The sequence below is a fragment of the Proteus sp. TSJ240517 genome (assembly GCF_047921575.1).
Lineage (GTDB): Bacteria > Pseudomonadota > Gammaproteobacteria > Enterobacterales > Enterobacteriaceae > Proteus.
Genome location: NZ_JBLRMH010000003.1, coordinates 105,601 through 125,775, shown reverse-complemented (window position 1 = coordinate 125,775; position 20,175 = coordinate 105,601). Strand labels below are relative to the sequence as shown.

Genomic DNA, 20,175 nt, shown 5'->3' with positions numbered 1-20,175 from the left:
ATCAGGGCAATGATTTTAGAAATTAACGCTAAAATTAGGTCTGAATTTTTTATTTAAATCGACATTTTTTGCATATTATTTGAACAATAATAAATAAAAAATGTGTCGGTTTTATGGACGCAATCTTCGTCTATTTTTTATACAAAACGGATATTTTGTTTTTTTACGCCGATCCCGCTAGATTAATAGCTTGAACGATTAAGCAAAAGGTGTGACAACTGTGCAATAATTCATCGAACAAACGACATTTTTGACTTAATCCCCCTTGTTTTGTCACTTATGTTTGGCGTTCTTGTCGATGATCCATATAATGATTGAAGTGCTAATTTTAAACTTATATTAAGAAAGTAATTATAGGAGTCTAAACTATGGCAGTAACTAAGCTTGTGCTAGTTCGACACGGTGAAAGTGTATGGAACAAAGAAAACCGTTTTACAGGCTGGACTGACGTTGAGTTGTCCGAAAAAGGCCGTAATGAAGCGCAAGAAGCAGGTAAACTGCTGAAAGCTGAAGGTTTTGCTTTTGACTATGCATATACTTCTGTTCTGAAACGCGCAATTCACACCCTGTGGAACATTCTTGATCAAGTTGATCAACAATGGCTGCCAGTTGAAAAAAGCTGGAAATTAAACGAACGTCATTACGGCGCTCTGCAAGGCTTAAACAAAGCTGAAACCGCTGAAAAATACGGTGACGAGCAAGTTAAACAATGGCGTCGTGGTTTTGCTATCACTCCACCAGAATTAACTAAAGATGATGAACGTTTCCCAGGTAAAGATCCACGTTATGCATCTTTAACTGCGGCAGAACTGCCATTAACTGAAAGCCTAGCATTAACTATCGACCGTGTAACACCATACTGGGAAGAAGTTATCAAACCGCGTGTTGCTTCTGGTGAGAAAGTTATCATCGCAGCTCACGGTAACTCACTGCGTGCTCTGGTTAAATACCTAGACAACATGAGCGAAGATGAAATTCTTGAGCTGAATATCCCAACAGCTGTACCTTTAGTTTACGAATTTGATGAAAACATGAAACCAATCAAACGTTACTACTTAGGTAATGCTGACGAAATCGCAGCAAAAGCAGCCGCTGTTGCTAACCAAGGTAAAGCAAAATAATTTTATTTTGAGTTACATAAAAAAATGCCACGTAAAAGTGGCATTTTTTATACTCTAAATTTAATTATTACGCTTTATTACGACGAGCCACAACCGCATCTGCTAATTGGCGTAATAGCGTTTCGGTGTCATCCCAACCAATACATGCATCCGTGATGCTTTTGCCATAAACTAAAGGCTCACCGCTTTCTAATGATTGGCTACCTTCCACTAAATGACTTTCGATCATAACGCCAATTAATACTTTTTCACCCGCGCTAATTTGTTGGCAAATATCAGCACCAACTTCCATTTGTTTCTCAAATTTCTTGCAACTATTTGCGTGACTGAAATCTACCATGACGTTTTGTGGTAAACCGGCTTTTTTAAGCCCTTCTTTTACAGCGGCAACATGTTCAGTACTGTAATTCGGCTCTTTGCCACCACGTAAAATAATATGGCAATCACCATTACCTGCTGTGCGCACAATGGCAGAATGTCCCCATTTGGTTACAGAAAGAAAACAGTGTGGCGATCCCGCAGCATTAATCGCATCAATCGCCACTTTAATGGTGCCATCTGTACCATTTTTAAAACCAACAGGGCAAGATAAGCCAGATGAAAGCTCACGGTGAACTTGTGATTCTGTAGTACGAGCGCCAATTGCGCCCCAACTCATTAAATCAGCAACGTATTGCGGCGTTATCATATCTAAGAACTCGCCAGCCGTTGGCAAGCCACTATCATTAATCGTTAATAAAAGATTACGAGCAATGCGTAAGCCTTCATTAATATCAAAAGTATGATCCATATGAGGATCATTAATTAAGCCTTTCCAACCTACAGTTGTGCGCGGTTTTTCAAAATAAACACGCATTACAATTTCAAGTTTGTCTTTAAGCTCTTCTCTAATAAGACTTAAACGTTGTGCATACTCCAGCGCAGCTTTCGGATCATGAATAGAACAAGGTCCAATTACCACTAATAGACGATCATCTTTTCCAGCTAGGATTTGATGAATAGCTTCACGGGCATGACGAACTGTAAAAGCCGCATTATCAGTCGCTGGAAACTTTTCCAATAAAGCCACTGGCGGTAAGAGTTCATTAATTTGTGTTATTTTAAGGTCATCATTTTGATAATTCATTCCCGTGTATCCACTCTATGTTATCTAGTCAATGTTATTATTGCTTTTCCAATCTAACCATTCGTTTTCTATCTGTAAACACCCTTTCAATCTAAAGCACCTATAGTCACCTTTCTAAAAATTTCAACATAAATGGAAATAGCGCATTTAAGCAAAATAATGATTCAAAATTGCGTTAATAATAAGAATAAAAACAATGAATAGTAAGGCTGGAGAGAAAGATAACTCTACCAGCCTTTTTTATCAGGAGAGATAATTATTTCTGCTAGAGCGTTTTGCTGTTTTGATCCACAAGCGAGAACCATTAATCGCGATAGCCAGTAAGATGATATATTCAACAGACATTGCATAAACACCTTGTTTGTAGAATATAACAATACTAATCACGTTAATAACAGACCAAACTAGCCAATTTTCAACTAGTTTTCGTGTCATTAAGATCATCGCGACAATAGAAAGCACTGTCATTGCTGAGTCCCAGAATGGGTATGCATCAGGTTCAAGAACTGGCGTAGCTAAATTTGCACCAAAGACATTTAATATATCAACAGCAACAACGGCTAAATAGCCAAATACAGTATCAATATTGAAAGTAAGAGCGGCAATGGCAGCTATTGAAACAACAATTAAAAAGAGACGATGACTTGATTTTAACCAACGTATTCTTAACTCCGCTTGCTCAAAGTCATTCACTCTGCTCCATGCATACCATCCATAAATATTGGCTGCGAAGAAGAAAATTTGAAGTAATAAGCTTGCATACAGCTGAATTTGGAAAAATATAATGGCAAATAAGGTGACATTAATCAGTCCAAATAAATAGTTAATAATTTTTTCCTGACTGGCAAGCCAAATACACAATAGTCCAGCAATAGTACCGACAGCTTCAATCCATGAAAGTGGATATCCTCCCTCTCCTAACGGAATATTGACTAAAAGATTATTGATACTAAACCAACTCATGACATCCATTTTACAACCCCGACTTAATCATAGAAAAAAACAAAGAAAATATGGGTTATTGCGACATCTTTGCAAAGTAGTAAAGATATATTATAAATTCATATTTATAATAGTACTGTGTTTTTGATACTAAATATTATGTTGCTAGTTAATAAAAATAACAAATAAATGTTTTATATACTAAACAAATTATTCTGATTCACTTTTTAAACAATAAAAACGACAAATAACTTTATACGTTTTACTTACTAGAGAGAAATATGGAGCCAACAACACGTTTAATCGATCACATACTATCTTTTGCCCTCCTTGATCCTAGAATTGAAGCTGTAGTACTAACAGGATCATTAGGCCGCAATAAAAAGATAGACAGTTATTCTGATATTGATATAGAGCTTATCGGTCATGGTGCGACTGAACTCGCAAAAAACCGACATTGGTTATCACAATTTGGTGATGACCTTGTTAACTTACAATTAGAGTGTGAAGATCCTAAAGGTAAGCTTTGGCCTATTTATTTACATGTTTTAGCTCAAGGTCGCAAAATGGATATCATGATGGCAGAGCCTGAACGTATTTTTAACATGAAAAGTGAAGGGCTCAGCCCAGTTTACCAGCGTGGATATCAAATCCTACTTGATAAAACAGGTTTATGTGACGGGCTTCCTGAAATTAGCGTTATAACGCCTCCTATGCTTTCAAAAGAGGAAGCTTACAGTAATGCTCAAGAATTCTGGTTTGAAGCCACACAAGTCGCTGTAGCCATTCTACGCCATGAGTTTTGGTTTGCTAATTATCGCATGAATGATATGCGTGAATGGTTGATAGCCTTACTTGAACAAGTTGCATTACAAACATCAACACAAGATGTGTGGTATCAAGGAAAAAACCTAAAAGAGTGGCTACCTAAGTTTTATTCATTACGTTCATTAGAAAGTACACTTGCAATGAGTACCCCTTATGAAGCCGCCGCCGCCCTTTCTGTGATGATGGCATTTTTTCTTGATGCTTCAAAACAGCTAAATCACCCAATTGATACTGCGATAAAAACGCAAGAACTTGTCAGTAATTGGCTAATTGACAATGAATTTTTGACTGAAAATGAATACACCCAGATTACATCATCGATTGTTTGTCATTACTGATTTCAATGTGATTGTTAATTAAAGCAAGGTAGTTTTTTCAATTTTGAGAAAACTATCTTCATTGTTTAATAAAACAATGCACTGCATTATCAAAAAATAGAAAAATAGCTAAGAGTTTGTTTACTGTTCTGTTTAGGGAATGATAGATATACGGAGAAGGGATTGAAATGGTGGGTCGTGGGCGATTCGAACGCCCGACCAATTGATTAAAAGTCAACTGCTCTACCGACTGAACTAACGACCCATTTCAATAAAAACGGATTGATGTTCGAAAATGGTGGGTCGTGGGCGATTCGAACGCCCGACCAATTGATTAAAAGTCAACTGCTCTACCGACTGAGCTAACGACCCTTTTTCGAACTCGCCACATTCTCTGTGGCAACGGCGGGTAATAATACTGATTTAATGTTTTTGTGCAATGTTTTTTTTCAAAAAAACATTCAACCGCTGAAAAAACAATCATTTAACCCCGAAAATGCAACATTTTACATTACGGGGTCAATAATTAGAGTGTTCCTAGCTGCTTTTGCGCTAATTTAGCGCCAGCGCTATTTGGATATTGCTTAATCACTTGTTGGTAAACAGCTTTAGCATTATCCTTTTGCCCTTTCTCTTGCATGATCAAACCTATTTTATAAAAGGCTTCACTTGCTTTTTGAGATTTTGGATAGTTTTTAACAACAATAGCAAATGTGCTTGCAGCCTGATCCTTATTACCTTTTAGATAATACATCTGACCCAACCAAAATTGTGCATTTGATTGATAGCTAGACTTCGGATAGTTATTGATAAAGTTGTTTAATTCAACAATTGCCTTATCGTAATCTTTAGAATTCAATACGATATCAATTGCTGCATTATAATCGGCCTTCTCATCACCTTGTCCTGAATTAGTTGCCGCAGGAGGTGTTGAAGAAGCAGTATTATCAGGTTGAGTGGCTTCTGTTGATGTTGAAGCTCCGCCACCAAGGCTATCTAATTGTTGATAGATGTTGCGTTGGCGTTCAACAACTTGATTTAACTGATATTGATTTTCCTGAATTTGACCACGTAACATATCAATATCACGCTGAGAATCAGCGAGTTGTTGCTGTAATTGGGTCAAAAGCTGGCTGTGAGCATTTGAAAAACGCTCAAGTTGGGCGAGTCGTTCATCGGTCGAACCTGAACCGATATTACTGATTGGCGCTTGGGCAATAGCGGCTACAGGAGCCGCTACGCCAACCAGTAACAACAGACTCATCAAGAAAGGTCTGAAGTTACTGTTGTTCATGCCGTTCTCTTAGTAATCCAGTACTGCACGACGGTTTTTCGCATAAGCGGCTTCGTCATGACCCAGTACAGCTGGTTTTTCTTTACCGTAAGAAACGATTGACAGTTGATCAGCAGATACGCCTTTACCTTGCAGGTACATTTTCACAGCGTTTGCACGACGTTCGCCCAGAGCGATGTTGTATTCTGGAGTACCGCGTTCGTCAGCATGACCTTCTACAGTGATACGTACTGATGGATTTGAACGCAGGAATGCTGCGTGTGCATCTAACAGGCTAGCGTAGTCTGAGCTAATGTCATATTTGTCAAAACCGAAGTAAACGATGTTTTGTTGTTTCAGTTGTTCTAATTGCTGACGTGCTAATTCTTCAGCAGTAGGACCTTGTTCAACAACTGGTACATTGTTTGTATCAGTTTGATCGTCGTTTTTGTTTGAGCTACATGCTGCAACAGCAACGAGTGGTAATGCTAACATCAACCCTTTAAACACTTTGTTTAATTGCATCTCTATTTGTTCCTTTATTTGTTTGCCATACATAATTTTTATGCATCACATAAACGGTGACCAGGCAGGTGATTTAACCTGACCGTCAGTCGCCGGAAGACGCGCTTTGAAACGTCCATCTGTCGATACTAGCTGCAAAATGGTGCCTAAGCCTTGTGTAGAGCTATAAATAACCATTGTGCCATTAGGAGCGATGCTTGGCGTTTCATCCAGAAACGTATCTGTTAGATATTGTACAGAATTAGTTTCTAGATCCTGCTTAGCGATATGTTGCCTACCGCTTGCAGAACTTACCATAACTAAGAAACTACCGTCTGGGCTTACTGCTGGGTTTTGGTTTTGTCTACCTTCCCAAGTAATACGCTCTGGTGTTCCTCCGTTAATATTAACCTTATAAATTTGAGGGTTTCCACCTTGATCTGAAGTATAGACCAAAGTCTGCCCATCTGGCATCCAAGATGGCTCAGTATTATTACTTCTACCATTGGTTACCTGTGTCATATTCCCACTTGCTAAATCCATAACATACAGATTTAAGCTACCGCTTTTAGAAAGAGCAAATGCAAGTTTAGAGCCATCAGGTGAAAACGAAGGTGCACCATTATGTCTTGGGAATGATGCAATTTGGCGAATCTCACCTGTTGCTAATGTTTGTACCACTAAAGCAGATTGACCACTTTCAAAGGTTACATATGCAAGTTTAGCACCATCTGGTGACCATGCTGGTGACATTAATGGCTGTGATGAACGATAAACACGATCTTGGTTAAATCCATCATAATCTGAAACGCGCAATTCATAAGGATATGCGCCACCATTTGTCACAACAACATAAGCAATACGTGTACGGAATGCACCACGAATACCCGTCAGTTTTTCAAAAACTTCATCACTAGCGGTATGTGCAGAGTAACGTAACCATTTAGATGGAACTTTAAACTCGCTTTGAGATAAAACCGCACCTGGAGAGCCAGCAACATCAACTAACTGATAGCTCACTAAATATTGGCCATCCGCTGATGGTTGCACACGTCCTACGACAACAGAGTCAATACCTAATGCCGTCCAAAGTGCAGGTTGGACTTCAGAAGCAGTAACTGGTTGTTGAGGTATACGAGACACATCAATCGGATTAAATTTTCCGCTATTTCGTAAATCAGCCGCAATTATACCAGCAACATCTTCTGGCATTTGACCTGTGCCTTCCCATTTAAAAGGAACAACACCAATAGGGCGTGCAGTATTTACCCCTTGTGTAATTTCAATTCGAACTTCAGCGTTAGCCAGAGTGGTTACGCATAAAATCAAAAGCCCGAAAATAACATTTAATGCCTGCTTCATCATGTCTCCCTTTTATTATTGCGGTTATTACGCAATAACGCACAGAATAGTAACAAACGCTTTTCAACAACACCATACAACGCATCAATAACATTCTAAAATAGCTATAAATTAGTGTATGTTTTCCTACAATCAGACAGTTTTATGGTTTAAACTCAATTACTGATGATTTTACTTGTTCATAAACATCTTTCGGTGGCTTCGGTAGTGTAGCTGTATTCGCCGCTCTTAATGCCACTTGGCATAATGCAGGATCGCCACCTGCAATCTTCGCATTAATTAGCATCCCATCAGGTGCAATGCTAATTCTTAGCTCACAAGTTTTACCTTTGTATAATTCAGGATCAATAAACTTCTGTTCTATTGCAATTTTCAGTTGGCCTTTATAGCGATCTACACCTTCACCATTTGCGCCAGTACGATTTCCACCGCCTTGGCCTGCTGCTGATGCACCGCTTTGTTTGCTACCATCAGCCACTAAACCATCAAGTAAATTATTTACTGTTTTACTTTGCTGTTGAGCTGCCGCTTTTGCTTTGGCTTCTGCCGCTGCTTTAGCTTTCGCTTCTGCGGCAGCCTTTGCTTTAGCATCGGCTTCTGCTTTGGCTTTTGCATCCGCTTCAGCTTTGGCTTTAGCATCGGCTTCTGCTTTAGCCTTCGCCTCTTCCGCTTTTTGTTTCGCGGCTAATTCTGCTTGTTTCTTGGCTTCTGCCTCAGCTTGTTTTTTAGCATCAGCTTGTTCTTTTAAGATGCGATCGCGCTCTGCTTTCGCTTGTGCAGCCGCTTCTTCTGCAACTTTTTGTTCTTCTTTTGCTTTAGCGGCAGCTAATGCAGATTCACGTTTTTGAGCTTCTGCCGCTTCTTTCGCTTGTAAACGTTCAACTTCTAACGTTTTCAAACGTTCTTGTTCTTTCATTTGCTGCTGACGCAACTCTTCTTCTTGTTGCTCAGCACGCTCTTTTCGCTCTTGCTCGGCTTTTTGGACGTTAGCTTGTTGCGCTTTTTGCTGGTTATACTGTTGTACCACCGCATTAGGATCAACCATAATAGCATCAATAACTTGTCCATCAGATCCACCGCCACCACCTAAATCCCATTTCTGAGTTAATGACCCCCAGATAAGCAATGCGACAACGAGTAAATGCAAGGCGGTAGACAAGATAACTGAACCGCTCAATTTACTTCGGGTTGGTTTCGTCTTCTTTCCCACGCTATCATCCAAACTTATTTCAACCTAATTACATAGGCTGAGTCATTAAACCTACAGACTTAACACCTGCTTGACGTAACATGTTGAGCGCTTTAATTATCTCATCATAAGGAACATCTTTAGCACCGCCAATAAGAAAGACAACTTTCGGATTTTTTTCCAGTTGTCGTTTAGCTTCAGCCATAATCTGTTCTTGTGGTAATAATTCTAACACTTCCTGATCAACACGAATGTTGTATTGCCCAACACCTGCAACTTCAACAATTACAGGAGGGTTATCGTTACTTGAAACAGTTTGTGTCTCTGTTGCTTCAGGAAGATCAACCTCAACACTTTGCGAGATAATAGGTGCTGTTGCCATAAAAATAAGTAACAGCACTAATAATACGTCGAGCAAAGGAACAATGTTAATCTCTGATTTTACGCCTCGGCGGCTACTGCGACCCCGTGCCATCAGCTCTCTCCTTCTGCGTTAACTATTTCTTTTCTGCGGAGGTAAAAGCTTGGCGATGTAAAATCGTCAGGAACTCTTCCATAAAGTTATCGTAACTTTGTTCCAGTTTATTTACACGCTGCGTAAACCGGTTATAAGCCATAACTGCGGGGATTGCCGCAAATAAACCGATAGCTGTTGCAATCAGAGCTTCAGCAATGCCGGGTGCGACCATTTGTAATGTTGCTTGTTTAACACTACCTAATGCAATAAATGCGTGCATAATCCCCCAGACTGTACCGAACAGACCAATATATGGGCTGATAGAACCGACAGTACCAAGGAAAGGAATATTATTCTCTAAAGATTCTAATTCACGATTGAAAGAAACACGCATAGCCCTTGATGCACCATTAACAACCGCATCAGGAGCATGAACGTTTGCTTGATGCAAACGGGCAAATTCTTTAAAGCCAGAATGAAAAATTTGCTCTGAGCCAGATAATTCATCACGACGAGCTTGGCTATCTTTATATAAACGTGCCAAATCAGTACCTGACCAGAATTTATCTTCAAAATCTGCAACTTCACGATCGGCGGCATTCAGAACTTTAGTTCGCTGAATAATAATCGCCCAAGATGCAATAGAAAATCCGATTAAAAGCAACATGATCAACTTGACTAAAAGCCCTGCTTTTAGGAAGAGATCGATAACATTCATGTCAGCCACTACTTAAACTCCGCGATAATGGACTTAGGAAGCGCTACTGGCTTCATTTTTGATGAATCTACGCAGACAACGAGCACTTCTGCGCTGCACAATACACAACCATCTTCATTAATAATTTTTTGAGAAAATGTCATCGAAGCACCACGCAATGTGGTAATTTCACTTTCTACTTGCAAAAGATTATCAAGTCGAGCTGGCGCAATATATTCTATTGATAATTTACGTACAACAAATACAACATGATTATACTCCCGTAAATCATGTTGATGAAAACCTTTTTCTCTGAGTAGTTCAGTTCTAGCGCGTTCAAAATATTTCAGATAACTGGCGTGATAAACAACACCACCAGCATCAGTATCTTCATAATAAACACGAACAGGCCAAAGAAACTGCATAGTACCTTCCTTACATTTCCCGAGTTAAGTCCATAAATAATGTAGCTATAGGTTACCTAACTATACTTAAGCGGTCGCTCTAAGGGAATCGTAGTAACGTAAAGAATAGAAAACGCAGTTTTCAGGCGCCAATCATAAACTCTTCTTTGCAACACGCAATATGCTTTGTGCTCTGAATAGAAAAAATATTTTTATTAAGACAGCATAAAAATGCTTGCTAATTAGAAATTCATAGATTGTCTAATTTAGTAGTATTATTTTTAATGACAGAAAAAAACCAGTTAAAAAACCAGTTTTCCATATAAATCAATTAATTATTTGAGATTGGGGTTTCATGAAGATAGTGCCATTGCCAACTCCCATCATGAGAATTGCGTCTTAATAACACCACAGACTCGCGCATAAGAATTTTCTTATTTTCACTATGTGTTTCTTGATATCTGACAAGCGCCAAACAATCTGATTGGTAAATTATTTTATAACTATCCGTTTTTATTTTCAGACTACTTCTTTTTCCTGCATTTTGTCTGAACATCGCAATAACGTCATCATAACTCACCGCTTTTCCGCTGATCCCAACCATTGAAAACTCTTGAGATAAAAGATTTTCTATTTTTGTAATAGCAGCAACTGGTAGTGGATATTGCGTAAAAACAGTTTCAATCTCATCATGCAAAGATTTAATGCTTTCTATAATTAAATCACTATTAGAATTCATCTTGTATTTCCTGTGTAATAACTTTTGTCTTTAGTGTAAGTAATAAAGTAAGAGGTAATATGCCTATCAAGGCGCATATTAAAAAAGTCATGCTATAAGCAGTTTGTGGTAAACAAAAAAGAGAAAAAATATTAAATAACATAGCAACCATAGTTGCCCCAACACTAAAAACAACTTGTCGGTTAATATTCCAAATAACACTTGCTTGAACTAATTTTTTTGCACTAAAGTCATACAATGCTGTGGTTTGCGCCGTGTTTGCGCCAATTCCCCCACCCACTCCGATAATTAGATATGCAATAATAAGTAATGGAATATCTGTATTGCTATTTACAAAGGTTAATAAGGAGATACCAATACTGTGTAATAGCAATGCAATAATAAATAAGCATTTCATACCTAATTTATTATAAAGTGCACCACTTATTATCATTGAAATAAAGGCACCCAGTGCATACAACAACATAAAAATACCCGTGCCTTGAGCTGTAAATTTTAAATATTGTTGTAAATAAAAAATAGCGAGGATATTCACTCCAGTAAAAACACCTGGAATACAGTAGTAAATAAAAATAGTGAGCGATAGATTTCTATTTTTTAATAATGCTAGATTAATAACCGGCGATGAATGGCGTCGATAATGGTAATAATAAAGTACAGCAAAAATTGTTGAAAGTACGGCAATCACTAAAGCAAGTAATGTTGAGTGATATTCACCATATGCAGATAACGCAAACAATCCAGATACAATAATCAAACTAATAAGAATGATACCTTTAATATCAGGCATTACATTTTCTTTAGGTAAAGGCTCTTTTACCCAGATAAAGGCTAGAAACGCGGTTATCAATGAAAATGGAATATTGCTATAAAAAACCCAACGCCACGAAACCACATCAACAATAAATCCACCCAGTGTGGGTGATATTGCAGGTGCAATCAGCGCTATCGCCATAATAAGCGTTGATATTTTACTTCTCTCATGCCCTTGAAAATATTGAAAAGTTAATGCTTGCCCTATTGGGATTAACAGTCCACCACTCACACCTTGAATAAAGCGCCAAAAAATAAGTTCGATGAAAGAGTGAGAATATCCCACTAATGCGACCGATAAACTAAACATCAACATTGACGTTACCATCAATGCTTTAATTCCAAAACGTTGAGATAACCAGTGACTCAATGGAATAATTAATGTTAATCCCAGAATATAACTATTTGAAACCCATGTAACAGAAACAATAGAGATCTGCATATCATCGGCAATTGCAGGTAATGCAATTGCTGACATAAAAATGTTAATGCAATCTATAAAGAAGCCCAGCAGAAATATAGATGCAATTCGATAGCGGTAAGTCATAAAAATCCTCCACGCATAGAGTACGGAAGATTGACGAATTTCGTCTATCTGACAAAATAGAATTTATTGTTTAATCAGAGTAAACAATCATGCAAAATCAAATTGATCGAATTCGCTCTTTTATTGCTGTTGTTGATACGGGATCATTTACTCAAGCGGCAAAATACTTGCGTTTAAGTAAATCGATGGTGAGTATTCATATCAAAGCGTTAGAAACAGAATTAGATGTGTCATTACTCAATCGTAATACGCGGCGATTTTCACTAACTGAAACTGGTGAAATGCTTTATCAAGATTTTCGCCAAGTGTTAAATCAGTTAGAACAAACTTTAGATAAGGCGCGATTAGGACAACAAGAATTACAGGGATCGTTGAGATTAAGCTCAACGGCTGAATTTGGTGAACACTATATTTTGCCATTACTTAATCAATTTATGCAGTTGCACCCAAAGCTAAAAGTACAATATGCGTTTAATTCTTCTATTGAGGATTTAATAAACCATAAACTTGATCTTGCCATTCGTCTTGGCACATTAAAAGACAGTAATTATCGCTCTACAAAACTGGCGGATTATGAGATAAGTTTAGTTATCTCACCTTATTTGTTGCAAAAGTTCTCAATAAAAACCATTAATGACTTGAACACTATTCCTTATTTAGCAAATAGTAATTTGCGCCAAAGTAAGCTTTCAGCCTCTTCAGAATTCAATACCCTTCTCTCTCAATTAGCTCAAGATTCCTGCTTCGAAACAAATACTATTGCTGCATTAAAGAAAATGGTACTAGCGCATTCAGGAATGGCTATTTTACCACATTGGTATATTCATCAAGAATTATTGGAAAATCAATTAGTAGTGCTATTTCCTGAACTATCGCTATTAACACAATCCGTTAATATTATTTTTCCTTATAGCGAATACATCCCAAGAAAAACACGTTTATTTATTGATTACTTAAAAGAGAATATTCAATTATAGAAACACGGGGATGAAAGAATTTAGCGCGGTTTTATAGAAAATAAAATACCTTATTTCTTTTTCATATTATGAGCAGAAATAAGGTATTTTTTTAGAAGAAAAAGTAACTTAACCCAACAACTAAAATAATAATTGCAGGGATTGGATGTAATAAACATTTTGCAACAACATGTTTAGGACGAAATGCTAGACCAAAAGTTGCACCAGCACACACAGACCAAATAAGAAGAATACCTTGCCAAATTGCAAGTGAACTTGTGTTCGCTGCAAATCGGCTAGGATCCCACATGACACAAAATGCCATGACCAACGCCATGATTAAAACAAGAGCCCTAATAGGGCCCTTGTCTAGTAGTTGGTAGCTTTTATCCAACATTATTCTTCACTTTCTGAAGTTTTTTTAGCTTCAGCGTGTTCGAAAGCCAGTCCTGCGATCACCGCAATACTACAAGCGAAGAGTGTGCCGAGGATCCATGCAAAATACCACATTCTCTATGCTCCTTAGTAAAGAGTATGATTATTGCCTTCGATAAATTTCTTATCGAGGCGACCGTGCATTTTCCAGTAACACCAAATGGTGTAAAGGAGAACGATAGGTACAAAGATAATCGCAACAACTGTCATTACCTGAAGAGTAAACAGGCTAGAAGTTGCATCCCACATTGTTAAGCTCACATCTGGGAAAGTGCTTGAAGGCATCACAAATGGGAACATAGTCACACCACAAGTCAGGATAACACAAGCAATAGTCAGTGAAGTGAACAGGAATGCCCAACCACCTTTGTTTGCTTTAGTTGCAACAATCGCCAGTAATGGAGATAACAGACCTAATGCAGGCAGCGCCCATAATACTGGATAGTTGTTGTAGTTAGTCATCCAAGCACCCGCTTCGTGAGAAACGGTTTTCAGCAGTGGAGATGATGGACCTGCTGTATCAATAGCACTTGTAATAATAAAGCCATCAATACCATAGATTAACCACACACCTGCTAATGCGAATGCGATAAACGTAATTAATGAGGTAATATACGTTGTTTTACGAGTACGCTCATGTAACTCACCAGTAGTACGCATTTGAAGATAGCTTGCACCGTGTGCAACAATCATCATTAAGCTAACCACACCCGCTAATAAACCGTATGGGTTTAATAGGCTTAACAGGTTAATCAGGGCGTTAGTCGTACCGTTATAAGATACACGTTGCATACTATCGACTTCTAATGGAACACCTTGTAGCAGGTTACCAAAAGCGACACCGATAACTAATGGTGGAACGAAGCTACCAATAAAGATACCCCAATCCCACATGCCGCGCCATTTTGGAGATTCCAGTTTAGAGCGGTAGTCAAAACCGACTGGACGGAAGAATAATGCCGCCAGTACGAAGATCATACCGAAATAGAAACCAGAGAATGCCGCAGCATAAACCATTGGCCATGCAGCGAATAATGCACCACCCGCTGTGATTAACCATACTTGGTTACCATCCCAGTGAGGAGCAACAGAGTTAATTAAAATACGGCGTTCAGTGTCATCTTTAGCGATCACGCGTAGTAACACACCCACACCCATATCAAAACCATCAGTGACTGCAAAGCCAATCAGTAAGATACCAATCAGTAGCCACCAAACAAATCGCAATACTTCATAATCAAACATAGTGGACTCCTGTGTTACTTACTTTGTGCAGAAGATGCGTTCTTCTGTTCAAAGTGATAGCGACCCGTCTTCAGGCTACTCGGCCCAAGGCGACCAAATTTGAACATCAGGAACATTTCAGCAACTAGGAATAATGTGTACAGACCACAGATAAGACCCATAGATACAAGGATATCAGCCTGTGTCAGTGAAGAAGTTGCTACAGCCGTAGGAAGGATTTCACCAATTGCCCACGGTTGACGTCCATATTCTGCAACAAACCAACCTGCTTCAACTGCAATCCATGGTAATGGAATACTTAACAGAGCAGCACGCAGTAACCATTTATAGTTACCAATACGGTTAGACAGAACTGTCCAGAAGGAAATCGCAACAACCAGTAACATCAGGAAGCCTGCGGCAACCATGATACGGAATGACCAAAACAGTGGTGCGACATTAGGAATAGTGTCTTTTGCAGCAGATTTGATTTGCTCTTCTGTTGCATCAACAACTTTATCAGTATAACGCTTCAGTAATAAACCGTAGCCTAAGTCTTGTTTAGCGTCATTAAAGGCAGCACGAATAGCAGGATCAGTATTACCTGAACGCAATTCACTTAATAATTCGTAAGCTTTCATACCATTACGAATACGAACTTCGTGTTGACTCATCAGATCATTAAGACCTAATACTGGTGTATCGAAAGAACGCGTTGCAATAATACCCATCACATAAGGGATTTGTAATGCAAACGAGTTTTCCATTTTTTCTTGATTAGGGAATGCAATCAGATTAAATGCAGCTGGAGCGGCTTCTGTATGCCATTCACCTTCAATTGCAGCCAGTTTGGTTTTCTGTACGTCACCCATTTCGTAACCAGATTCATCACCCAGTACGATAACAGATAATACAGCTGCGATACCAAAAGTAGCAGCAACTGCGAAAGAACGTTTTGCAAAACCGATATCACGACCTTTGAGCAAGTAGTAAGAGCTGATACCCAGAACAAAGAATGCACCAGTACAGTAACCAGCAGCAACGGTGTGAACAAATTTAACTTGAGCGACAGGGTTTAAAACCAGATCAGCAAAACTCAACATTTCCATTCGCATGGTTTCAAAGTTGAAGTCTGCAGCGACAGGGTTTTGCATCCAACCATTCGCAACAAGGATCCACAGTGCAGAGAAGTTAGAACCGAAAGCAACTAACCAAGTTACCATCAAGTGCTGCTTCTTACCTAAGCGATCCCAGCCAAAGAAGAACAATCCGACGAAAGTTGATTCTAAGAAGAACGCCATTAAACCTTCGATTGCTAAAGGCGCACCGAAGATATCACCGACGTAATGAGAGAAATATGACCAGTTAGTACCAAATTGGAACTCCATGGTCAACCCAGTTGCGACACCCAGAGCAAAGTTAATACCAAATAACTTACCCCAGAACTTTGTCATATCTTTGTAAACTTGTTTACCCGACAGAACATATATCGTTTCCATGATTGCCAGCATAAACGCCATACCCAGCGTTAATGGGACAAACAGGAAGTGATACATTGCTGTTAAGGCAAACTGTAACCGTGACAGTTCGACAATATCAAACATCTTGACTCCTTGCTCCTAGCAGGAAGACACCGACTTGCGGCAACCCGACTTTATTAAATTATAAAGCCTCATAACTACCAGCAATAAATGCCTCTAAAAACAACAACGAATATTAAAGACCAAAAACACAATACCTTACAAATAGTACGCTTATATTTACATATAATAAATATATTTTGCGTGACCCAGATTTGAATTCTGAGCTTAGGTCAACAATACGACTTTTAGGTTTGTAACAGCATATTTGATCGTGTGCCAATTTAAGCATATTCAGAAATTTTTGCCACAATTAATAACTTGACCCACATCAAAAAAACACTTTAATGTTAACTAGTTGCGAATAAATTACCCAATAGTTACCATTATGTTAATGCAATGTTGTTTTTATTTTTAAGTGTAATTTACCTCCTTATATTTTCCATAAAAAAATTAACTTTTTATTTTCATAAAAGACTTAAAAATAAACACTTTTAATTGTGTTTTATTAATTTTAATATCAATTTCATTTTTTTGCAGGTAAATAATAAATATTTTAAAAAAATAATCTATTAATTAATAAGTTGAAATTTACAAAAATGTAAATATAAAAAAAATACTCTTAATTATTTTATCTAATAAAGATATATAAAAAATCTGATCTTGATTATCCATTCCTAATGTTATTTCTTTTTTAGTTTCTTTTTTATTCTAAATAAACGAAGTGCAATAAATGTGTATTTAATTGATAAAGCACGAATCCGTTATTATCAATAAAAATAAATATCAATAAAAATCAATCAGATATCCAATAAAAATAAGTTATTTATTGAATGGAATGAGCAAAAACACAAAAACTCTTTTACTATATTCTCTTATCTAAATGGGGTGCTTTTCGAGATCCTCACGAACGTCTTATTATCAATTTTTATAACGGTAAGAAGGTCATAATTCATCTTTAATCGTCATTTTGATGTTTTATCATAATAAAAAGGTATTTTTTCCTATCAAAGAACTTACCTTCCCCTCTTCCCCACGCATTCATTAACATGTTTAAAAGTCTATTTTCTTAGCAAAAATCAGTCTTACAGCATGATCCTTGTATAAAATTAAAGCTAGTTATTACGATATTTATAGAAGCATCTATATTGAAAACAACATGAAACAAGTGTTCATTTTTTCTAACGACACTCTTTTTCACTCAAAACACGTATTTAAAATATTATTTTTAACAATTCAGGAGACTTATTTATGGTTTATATCATTATTTTTAGGCTCTACAAGAAAGTAAATAAATAGAAAAATGATGTTTTGAATACAGATCAATTTAAGAAAAAAACAATATAAAACAATTTATTAGCGTAAATTTAGGTAGGATATTGATGTGTTAATTACAATATCAGCTATTGGTATGACTATTAAATGAAACTAGAAATAAAAAATGCCAGCTTCTTTTTAGAAAACTGGCATTTAAAATAGTATCAATCTGAAATTATTAACAGAATTGTTACTTACTTGATCAGTGATTTAATTGCTTCGCCGATATCCGCTAAGCTACGAACTGTTTTAACACCAGCAGCTTCTAGGGCAGCAAATTTCTCGTCCGCGGTGCCTTTACCACCAGCAATAATGGCACCAGCATGTCCCATACGTTTACCTTTAGGCGCTGTTACACCAGCGATATAGCCAACAACCGGCTTAGTGACGTGATCTTTGATATAAGCAGCCGCTTCTTCTTCTGCGGTGCCCCCAATTTCACCGATCATCACAATCGCTTCAGTTTGTGGATCTTCTTGGAATAGCTTCAGAATATCAATAAAGTTAGAACCCGGAATTGGGTCGCCACCAATACCAACACAGGTTGATTGGCCTAAGCCAACGTCCGTTGTTTGCTTAACCGCTTCATAAGTTAATGTACCTGAGCGAGATACAATACCTACTTTGCCTGGTAAGTGGATGTGTCCTGGCATAATACCAATCTTACATTCACCTGGCGTGATAACACCCGGGCAGTTAGGGCCAATCATACGTACGCCAGCTTCATCTAATTTAACTTTAACAGTCAGCATATCCAGCGTAGGAATACCTTCAGTAATAGTGATAATTAGTTTGATGCCTGCATCAATCGCTTCTAAGATTGAATCTTTACAAAATGGTGCGGGTACATAGATAACTGTCGCAGTTGCACCTGTTGCTTCAACAGCTTCACGTACTGTATTAAATACAGGTAAACCTAAGTGCGTAGTACCGCCTTTACCTGGTGTTACACCACCGACCATTTGCGTACCATAAGCAATAGCTTGCTCAGAGTGGAATGTTCCTTGGCTACCCGTGAAGCCTTGGCAAATTACTTTGGTATTCTTATCGATTAAAATAGACATTATTTTGCCTCCGCTGCTGCAACAACTTGTTTCGCGGCATCAGTTAAGCTTTTAGCAGCGATAATATTTAATCCACTATCCGCTAATTTCTTGGTGCCTAACTCTGCATTGTTTCCTTCAAGACGAACAACCACAGGAACATTAACGCCAACTTCTTCAACTGCGCCAATAATACCGTCTGCGATTAAGTCACAACGAACAATACCGCCGAAAATGTTGACTAATACAGCACTGACATTTTCATCTGACAAAATAATCTTAAATGCTTCAGTTACGCGCTCTTTTGTTGCACCACCACCTACATCGAGGAAGTTTGCAGGCTCGCCACCGTGGAGTTTAACGATATCCATTGTCCCCATCGCTAAACCAGCACCATTGACCATACAGCCAATGTTGCCATCTAATGCAACGTAGTTCAGTTCCCATTGTGCAGCTTGTGCTTCACGAGGATCTTCTTGTGAAGGATCGTGCATTTCACGCATTTCTGGTTGACGATACAACGCGTTGCTATCTACGCCTAATTTACCATCAAGACAAATCAGATCGTCTTCTTTAGTAATAACCAGTGGGTTAATTTCGATTAAAGCAAGGTCGCGCTCTAAGAAAATAGAGGCTAATCCCATAAAGATTTTAGCAAATTGACTAACTTGCTTGCCTTTTAAACCCAGTTTAAATGCTAATTCTCTTCCCTGATAAGGCATAGGGCCTGTCAGTGGATCAATAATGGCGCGATGAATAAGTTCTGGCGTTTCTTCTGCCACTTTCTCAATTTCAACGCCGCCTTCTGTTGAGGCCATAAAGACAACGCGACGGGTACCACGGTCAACAACCGCTCCAAGATAAAGCTCTTTAGCAATATCAGTTGCAGCTTCAACTAAAATCTGTGTAACAGGCTGACCATTAGCGTCTGTTTGATAAGTGACTAAACGTTTGCCTAACCATTGTTCAGCAAATGCGCGGATCTCTTCTTTAGATTTAACGACTTTTACGCCGCCCGCTTTACCACGTCCACCCGCGTGAACCTGACATTTCACGACCCAAGGGCCCTGACCGATTTTTGATGCAGCTTCTTCTGCCTCGCGCGGCGTGGAGCAGGCGAAACCAGCAGGTGCTGGTAATCCATACCGTGTGAAAAGCTGTTTTGCCTGATACTCGTGTAAATTCATGATGTTCTATCCATAATCTTGTTGAAAGTCGGGCTTTCTTATTTTTTTGACTATAAGCCAGAGAAATCTGGCTTCACGAACACACTGTACTTCTTTGATGCTTGTGTCTGTTGC

Annotated in this window: 20 protein-coding genes and 2 tRNA genes; 3 read left to right on the top strand and 19 right to left on the bottom strand. The window is 38.3% G+C overall.

All coding sequences use genetic code 11. The features are described 5' to 3' along the window. The first annotated feature begins 368 nt into the window (after positions 1-368). Positions 369-1,121 (top strand): 2,3-diphosphoglycerate-dependent phosphoglycerate mutase, encoded by a 753-nt coding sequence (gpmA, locus tag ACNARN_RS06900; RefSeq protein WP_099075932.1) that lies wholly within the window; start codon positions 369-371, stop codon positions 1,119-1,121. Positions 1,122-1,188: 67 nt separating this feature from the next. Here the strand turns inward: gpmA and aroG are convergent, their stop codons facing one another. Together aroG and pnuC are read right to left on the bottom strand one after the other, a co-directional pair. Then, complete coding sequence (aroG, locus tag ACNARN_RS06895) at positions 1,189-2,247, bottom strand: 3-deoxy-7-phosphoheptulonate synthase AroG (protein WP_416304272.1); 1,059 nt, start codon at positions 2,245-2,247, stop codon at positions 1,189-1,191. Positions 2,248-2,490: 243 nt separating this feature from the next. Continuing rightward, entirely contained in the window at positions 2,491-3,219 is a 729-nt protein-coding gene (pnuC, locus tag ACNARN_RS06890) for a nicotinamide riboside transporter PnuC (protein ID WP_269812636.1), read from the bottom strand. A gap of 251 nt (positions 3,220-3,470) precedes the next feature. On the opposite strand from pnuC, the gene ACNARN_RS06885 reads away from it, so the two are divergent. Beyond that, positions 3,471-4,355 carry an aminoglycoside 6-adenylyltransferase gene (locus tag ACNARN_RS06885; protein WP_198620418.1) on the top strand — a complete coding sequence of 295 codons (885 nt, stop codon included), beginning with the start codon at positions 3,471-3,473 and terminating at the stop codon, positions 4,353-4,355. A gap of 168 nt (positions 4,356-4,523) precedes the next feature. Here ACNARN_RS06885 and ACNARN_RS06880 read toward each other — a convergent pair. The 11 genes from ACNARN_RS06880 to ACNARN_RS06830 form a co-directional block, all read right to left on the bottom strand. Then, positions 4,524-4,599 (bottom strand) — tRNA-Lys (locus tag ACNARN_RS06880). A gap of 31 nt (positions 4,600-4,630) precedes the next feature. Beyond that, positions 4,631-4,706: transfer RNA gene (locus ACNARN_RS06875), tRNA-Lys, on the bottom strand. 154 nt (positions 4,707-4,860) lie between these two features. Next, positions 4,861-5,628: a tol-pal system protein YbgF gene (ybgF, locus tag ACNARN_RS06870; protein ID WP_100159460.1), complete on the bottom strand. Its 768-nt coding sequence runs from the start codon at positions 5,626-5,628 to the stop codon at positions 4,861-4,863. A 9-nt stretch (positions 5,629-5,637) separates the two neighbouring features. Continuing rightward, positions 5,638-6,132, bottom strand: coding sequence for a peptidoglycan-associated lipoprotein Pal (gene pal / locus ACNARN_RS06865; protein ID WP_416304271.1), 495 nt, complete (start codon positions 6,130-6,132; stop codon positions 5,638-5,640). 45 nt (positions 6,133-6,177) lie between these two features. After that, the gene (gene tolB / locus ACNARN_RS06860) at positions 6,178-7,473 is read right to left on the bottom strand and encodes a Tol-Pal system beta propeller repeat protein TolB (RefSeq protein ID WP_109373960.1); all 1,296 of its coding nucleotides are present in this window, start codon (positions 7,471-7,473) and stop codon (positions 6,178-6,180) included. Between the two features lie 142 nt (positions 7,474-7,615). Then, positions 7,616-8,683 carry a cell envelope integrity protein TolA gene (tolA, locus tag ACNARN_RS06855; RefSeq protein ID WP_198620417.1) on the bottom strand — a complete coding sequence of 356 codons (1,068 nt, stop codon included), beginning with the start codon at positions 8,681-8,683 and terminating at the stop codon, positions 7,616-7,618. 28 nt (positions 8,684-8,711) lie between these two features. After that, a complete protein-coding gene (gene tolR, locus ACNARN_RS06850) occupies positions 8,712-9,137 on the bottom strand; it encodes a colicin uptake protein TolR (protein ID WP_109373958.1) in 426 nt (141 codons plus the stop codon). A gap of 22 nt (positions 9,138-9,159) precedes the next feature. After that, positions 9,160-9,846, bottom strand: coding sequence for a Tol-Pal system protein TolQ (gene tolQ, locus ACNARN_RS06845; protein ID WP_198626126.1), 687 nt, complete (start codon positions 9,844-9,846; stop codon positions 9,160-9,162). Then, positions 9,846-10,241, bottom strand: coding sequence for a tol-pal system-associated acyl-CoA thioesterase (gene ybgC, locus ACNARN_RS06840; RefSeq protein ID WP_109373956.1), 396 nt, complete (start codon positions 10,239-10,241; stop codon positions 9,846-9,848). Before ybgC ends, tolQ begins: the two co-directional genes overlap by 1 nt. A 310-nt stretch (positions 10,242-10,551) precedes the next feature. Then, complete coding sequence (locus tag ACNARN_RS06835) at positions 10,552-10,959, bottom strand: DUF4440 domain-containing protein (RefSeq protein WP_416304270.1); 408 nt, start codon at positions 10,957-10,959, stop codon at positions 10,552-10,554. Then, positions 10,949-12,319 (bottom strand): MFS transporter, encoded by a 1,371-nt coding sequence (locus ACNARN_RS06830; RefSeq protein WP_416304269.1) that lies wholly within the window; start codon positions 12,317-12,319, stop codon positions 10,949-10,951. The genes ACNARN_RS06835 and ACNARN_RS06830 overlap by 11 nt, the downstream gene beginning before the upstream one ends. An 89-nt stretch (positions 12,320-12,408) precedes the next feature. Here ACNARN_RS06830 and ACNARN_RS06825 point away from each other — a divergent pair, with 89 nt between their 5' ends. Beyond that, positions 12,409-13,296, top strand: coding sequence for a LysR family transcriptional regulator (locus ACNARN_RS06825; RefSeq protein WP_416304268.1), 888 nt, complete (start codon positions 12,409-12,411; stop codon positions 13,294-13,296). Between the two features lie 91 nt (positions 13,297-13,387). Here ACNARN_RS06825 and ybgE read toward each other — a convergent pair whose 3' ends face one another. The 6 genes from ybgE to sucC form a co-directional block, all read right to left on the bottom strand. Continuing rightward, on the bottom strand, positions 13,388-13,672 hold the full coding sequence (gene ybgE / locus ACNARN_RS06820; protein WP_075672722.1) for a cyd operon protein YbgE: 285 nt from the start codon (positions 13,670-13,672) through the stop codon (positions 13,388-13,390). Then, positions 13,672-13,785, bottom strand: coding sequence for a cytochrome bd-I oxidase subunit CydX (gene cydX, locus ACNARN_RS06815; protein WP_099075922.1), 114 nt, complete (start codon positions 13,783-13,785; stop codon positions 13,672-13,674). Before cydX ends, ybgE begins: the two co-directional genes overlap by 1 nt. A gap of 12 nt (positions 13,786-13,797) precedes the next feature. Next, positions 13,798-14,955 (bottom strand): cytochrome d ubiquinol oxidase subunit II, encoded by a 1,158-nt coding sequence (cydB, locus tag ACNARN_RS06810; protein WP_088493410.1) that lies wholly within the window; start codon positions 14,953-14,955, stop codon positions 13,798-13,800. Positions 14,956-14,969: 14 nt separating this feature from the next. Next, entirely contained in the window at positions 14,970-16,538 is a 1,569-nt protein-coding gene (cydA, locus tag ACNARN_RS06805) for a cytochrome ubiquinol oxidase subunit I (protein WP_109373951.1), read from the bottom strand. Positions 16,539-18,025: 1,487 nt separating this feature from the next. Then, positions 18,026-18,895 (bottom strand): succinate--CoA ligase subunit alpha, encoded by an 870-nt coding sequence (gene sucD, locus ACNARN_RS06800; RefSeq protein ID WP_006537657.1) that lies wholly within the window; start codon positions 18,893-18,895, stop codon positions 18,026-18,028. Beyond that, entirely contained in the window at positions 18,895-20,061 is a 1,167-nt protein-coding gene (gene sucC / locus ACNARN_RS06795; RefSeq protein WP_075671649.1) for an ADP-forming succinate--CoA ligase subunit beta, read from the bottom strand. Before sucC ends, sucD begins: the two co-directional genes overlap by 1 nt. Between the last annotated feature and the right edge of the window lie 114 nt (positions 20,062-20,175).

What these genes read in the sequence shown, in the direction of transcription:
- gpmA (WP_099075932.1), top strand. Translation starts at nt 369, where the DNA reads ATGGCAGTAACTAAGCTTGTGCTAGTTCGACACGGTGAAAGTGTATGG.
- aroG (WP_416304272.1), bottom strand. Translation starts at nt 2,247, where the DNA reads ATGAATTATCAAAATGATGACCTTAAAATAACACAAATTAATGAACTC.
- pnuC (WP_269812636.1), bottom strand. Translation starts at nt 3,219, where the DNA reads ATGGATGTCATGAGTTGGTTTAGTATCAATAATCTTTTAGTCAATATT.
- ACNARN_RS06885 (WP_198620418.1), top strand. Translation starts at nt 3,471, where the DNA reads ATGGAGCCAACAACACGTTTAATCGATCACATACTATCTTTTGCCCTC.
- ybgF (WP_100159460.1), bottom strand. Translation starts at nt 5,628, where the DNA reads ATGAACAACAGTAACTTCAGACCTTTCTTGATGAGTCTGTTGTTACTG.
- pal (WP_416304271.1), bottom strand. Translation starts at nt 6,132, where the DNA reads ATGCAATTAAACAAAGTGTTTAAAGGGTTGATGTTAGCATTACCACTC.
- tolB (WP_109373960.1), bottom strand. Translation starts at nt 7,473, where the DNA reads ATGAAGCAGGCATTAAATGTTATTTTCGGGCTTTTGATTTTATGCGTA.
- tolR (WP_109373958.1), bottom strand. Translation starts at nt 9,137, where the DNA reads ATGGCACGGGGTCGCAGTAGCCGCCGAGGCGTAAAATCAGAGATTAAC.
- ybgC (WP_109373956.1), bottom strand. Translation starts at nt 10,241, where the DNA reads ATGCAGTTTCTTTGGCCTGTTCGTGTTTATTATGAAGATACTGATGCT.
- ACNARN_RS06835 (WP_416304270.1), bottom strand. Translation starts at nt 10,959, where the DNA reads ATGAATTCTAATAGTGATTTAATTATAGAAAGCATTAAATCTTTGCAT.
- ACNARN_RS06830 (WP_416304269.1), bottom strand. Translation starts at nt 12,319, where the DNA reads ATGACTTACCGCTATCGAATTGCATCTATATTTCTGCTGGGCTTCTTT.
- ACNARN_RS06825 (WP_416304268.1), top strand. Translation starts at nt 12,409, where the DNA reads ATGCAAAATCAAATTGATCGAATTCGCTCTTTTATTGCTGTTGTTGAT.
- ybgE (WP_075672722.1), bottom strand. Translation starts at nt 13,672, where the DNA reads ATGTTGGATAAAAGCTACCAACTACTAGACAAGGGCCCTATTAGGGCT.
- cydX (WP_099075922.1), bottom strand. Translation starts at nt 13,785, where the DNA reads ATGTGGTATTTTGCATGGATCCTCGGCACACTCTTCGCTTGTAGTATT.
- cydB (WP_088493410.1), bottom strand. Translation starts at nt 14,955, where the DNA reads ATGTTTGATTATGAAGTATTGCGATTTGTTTGGTGGCTACTGATTGGT.
- cydA (WP_109373951.1), bottom strand. Translation starts at nt 16,538, where the DNA reads ATGTTTGATATTGTCGAACTGTCACGGTTACAGTTTGCCTTAACAGCA.
- sucD (WP_006537657.1), bottom strand. Translation starts at nt 18,895, where the DNA reads ATGTCTATTTTAATCGATAAGAATACCAAAGTAATTTGCCAAGGCTTC.
- sucC (WP_075671649.1), bottom strand. Translation starts at nt 20,061, where the DNA reads ATGAATTTACACGAGTATCAGGCAAAACAGCTTTTCACACGGTATGGA.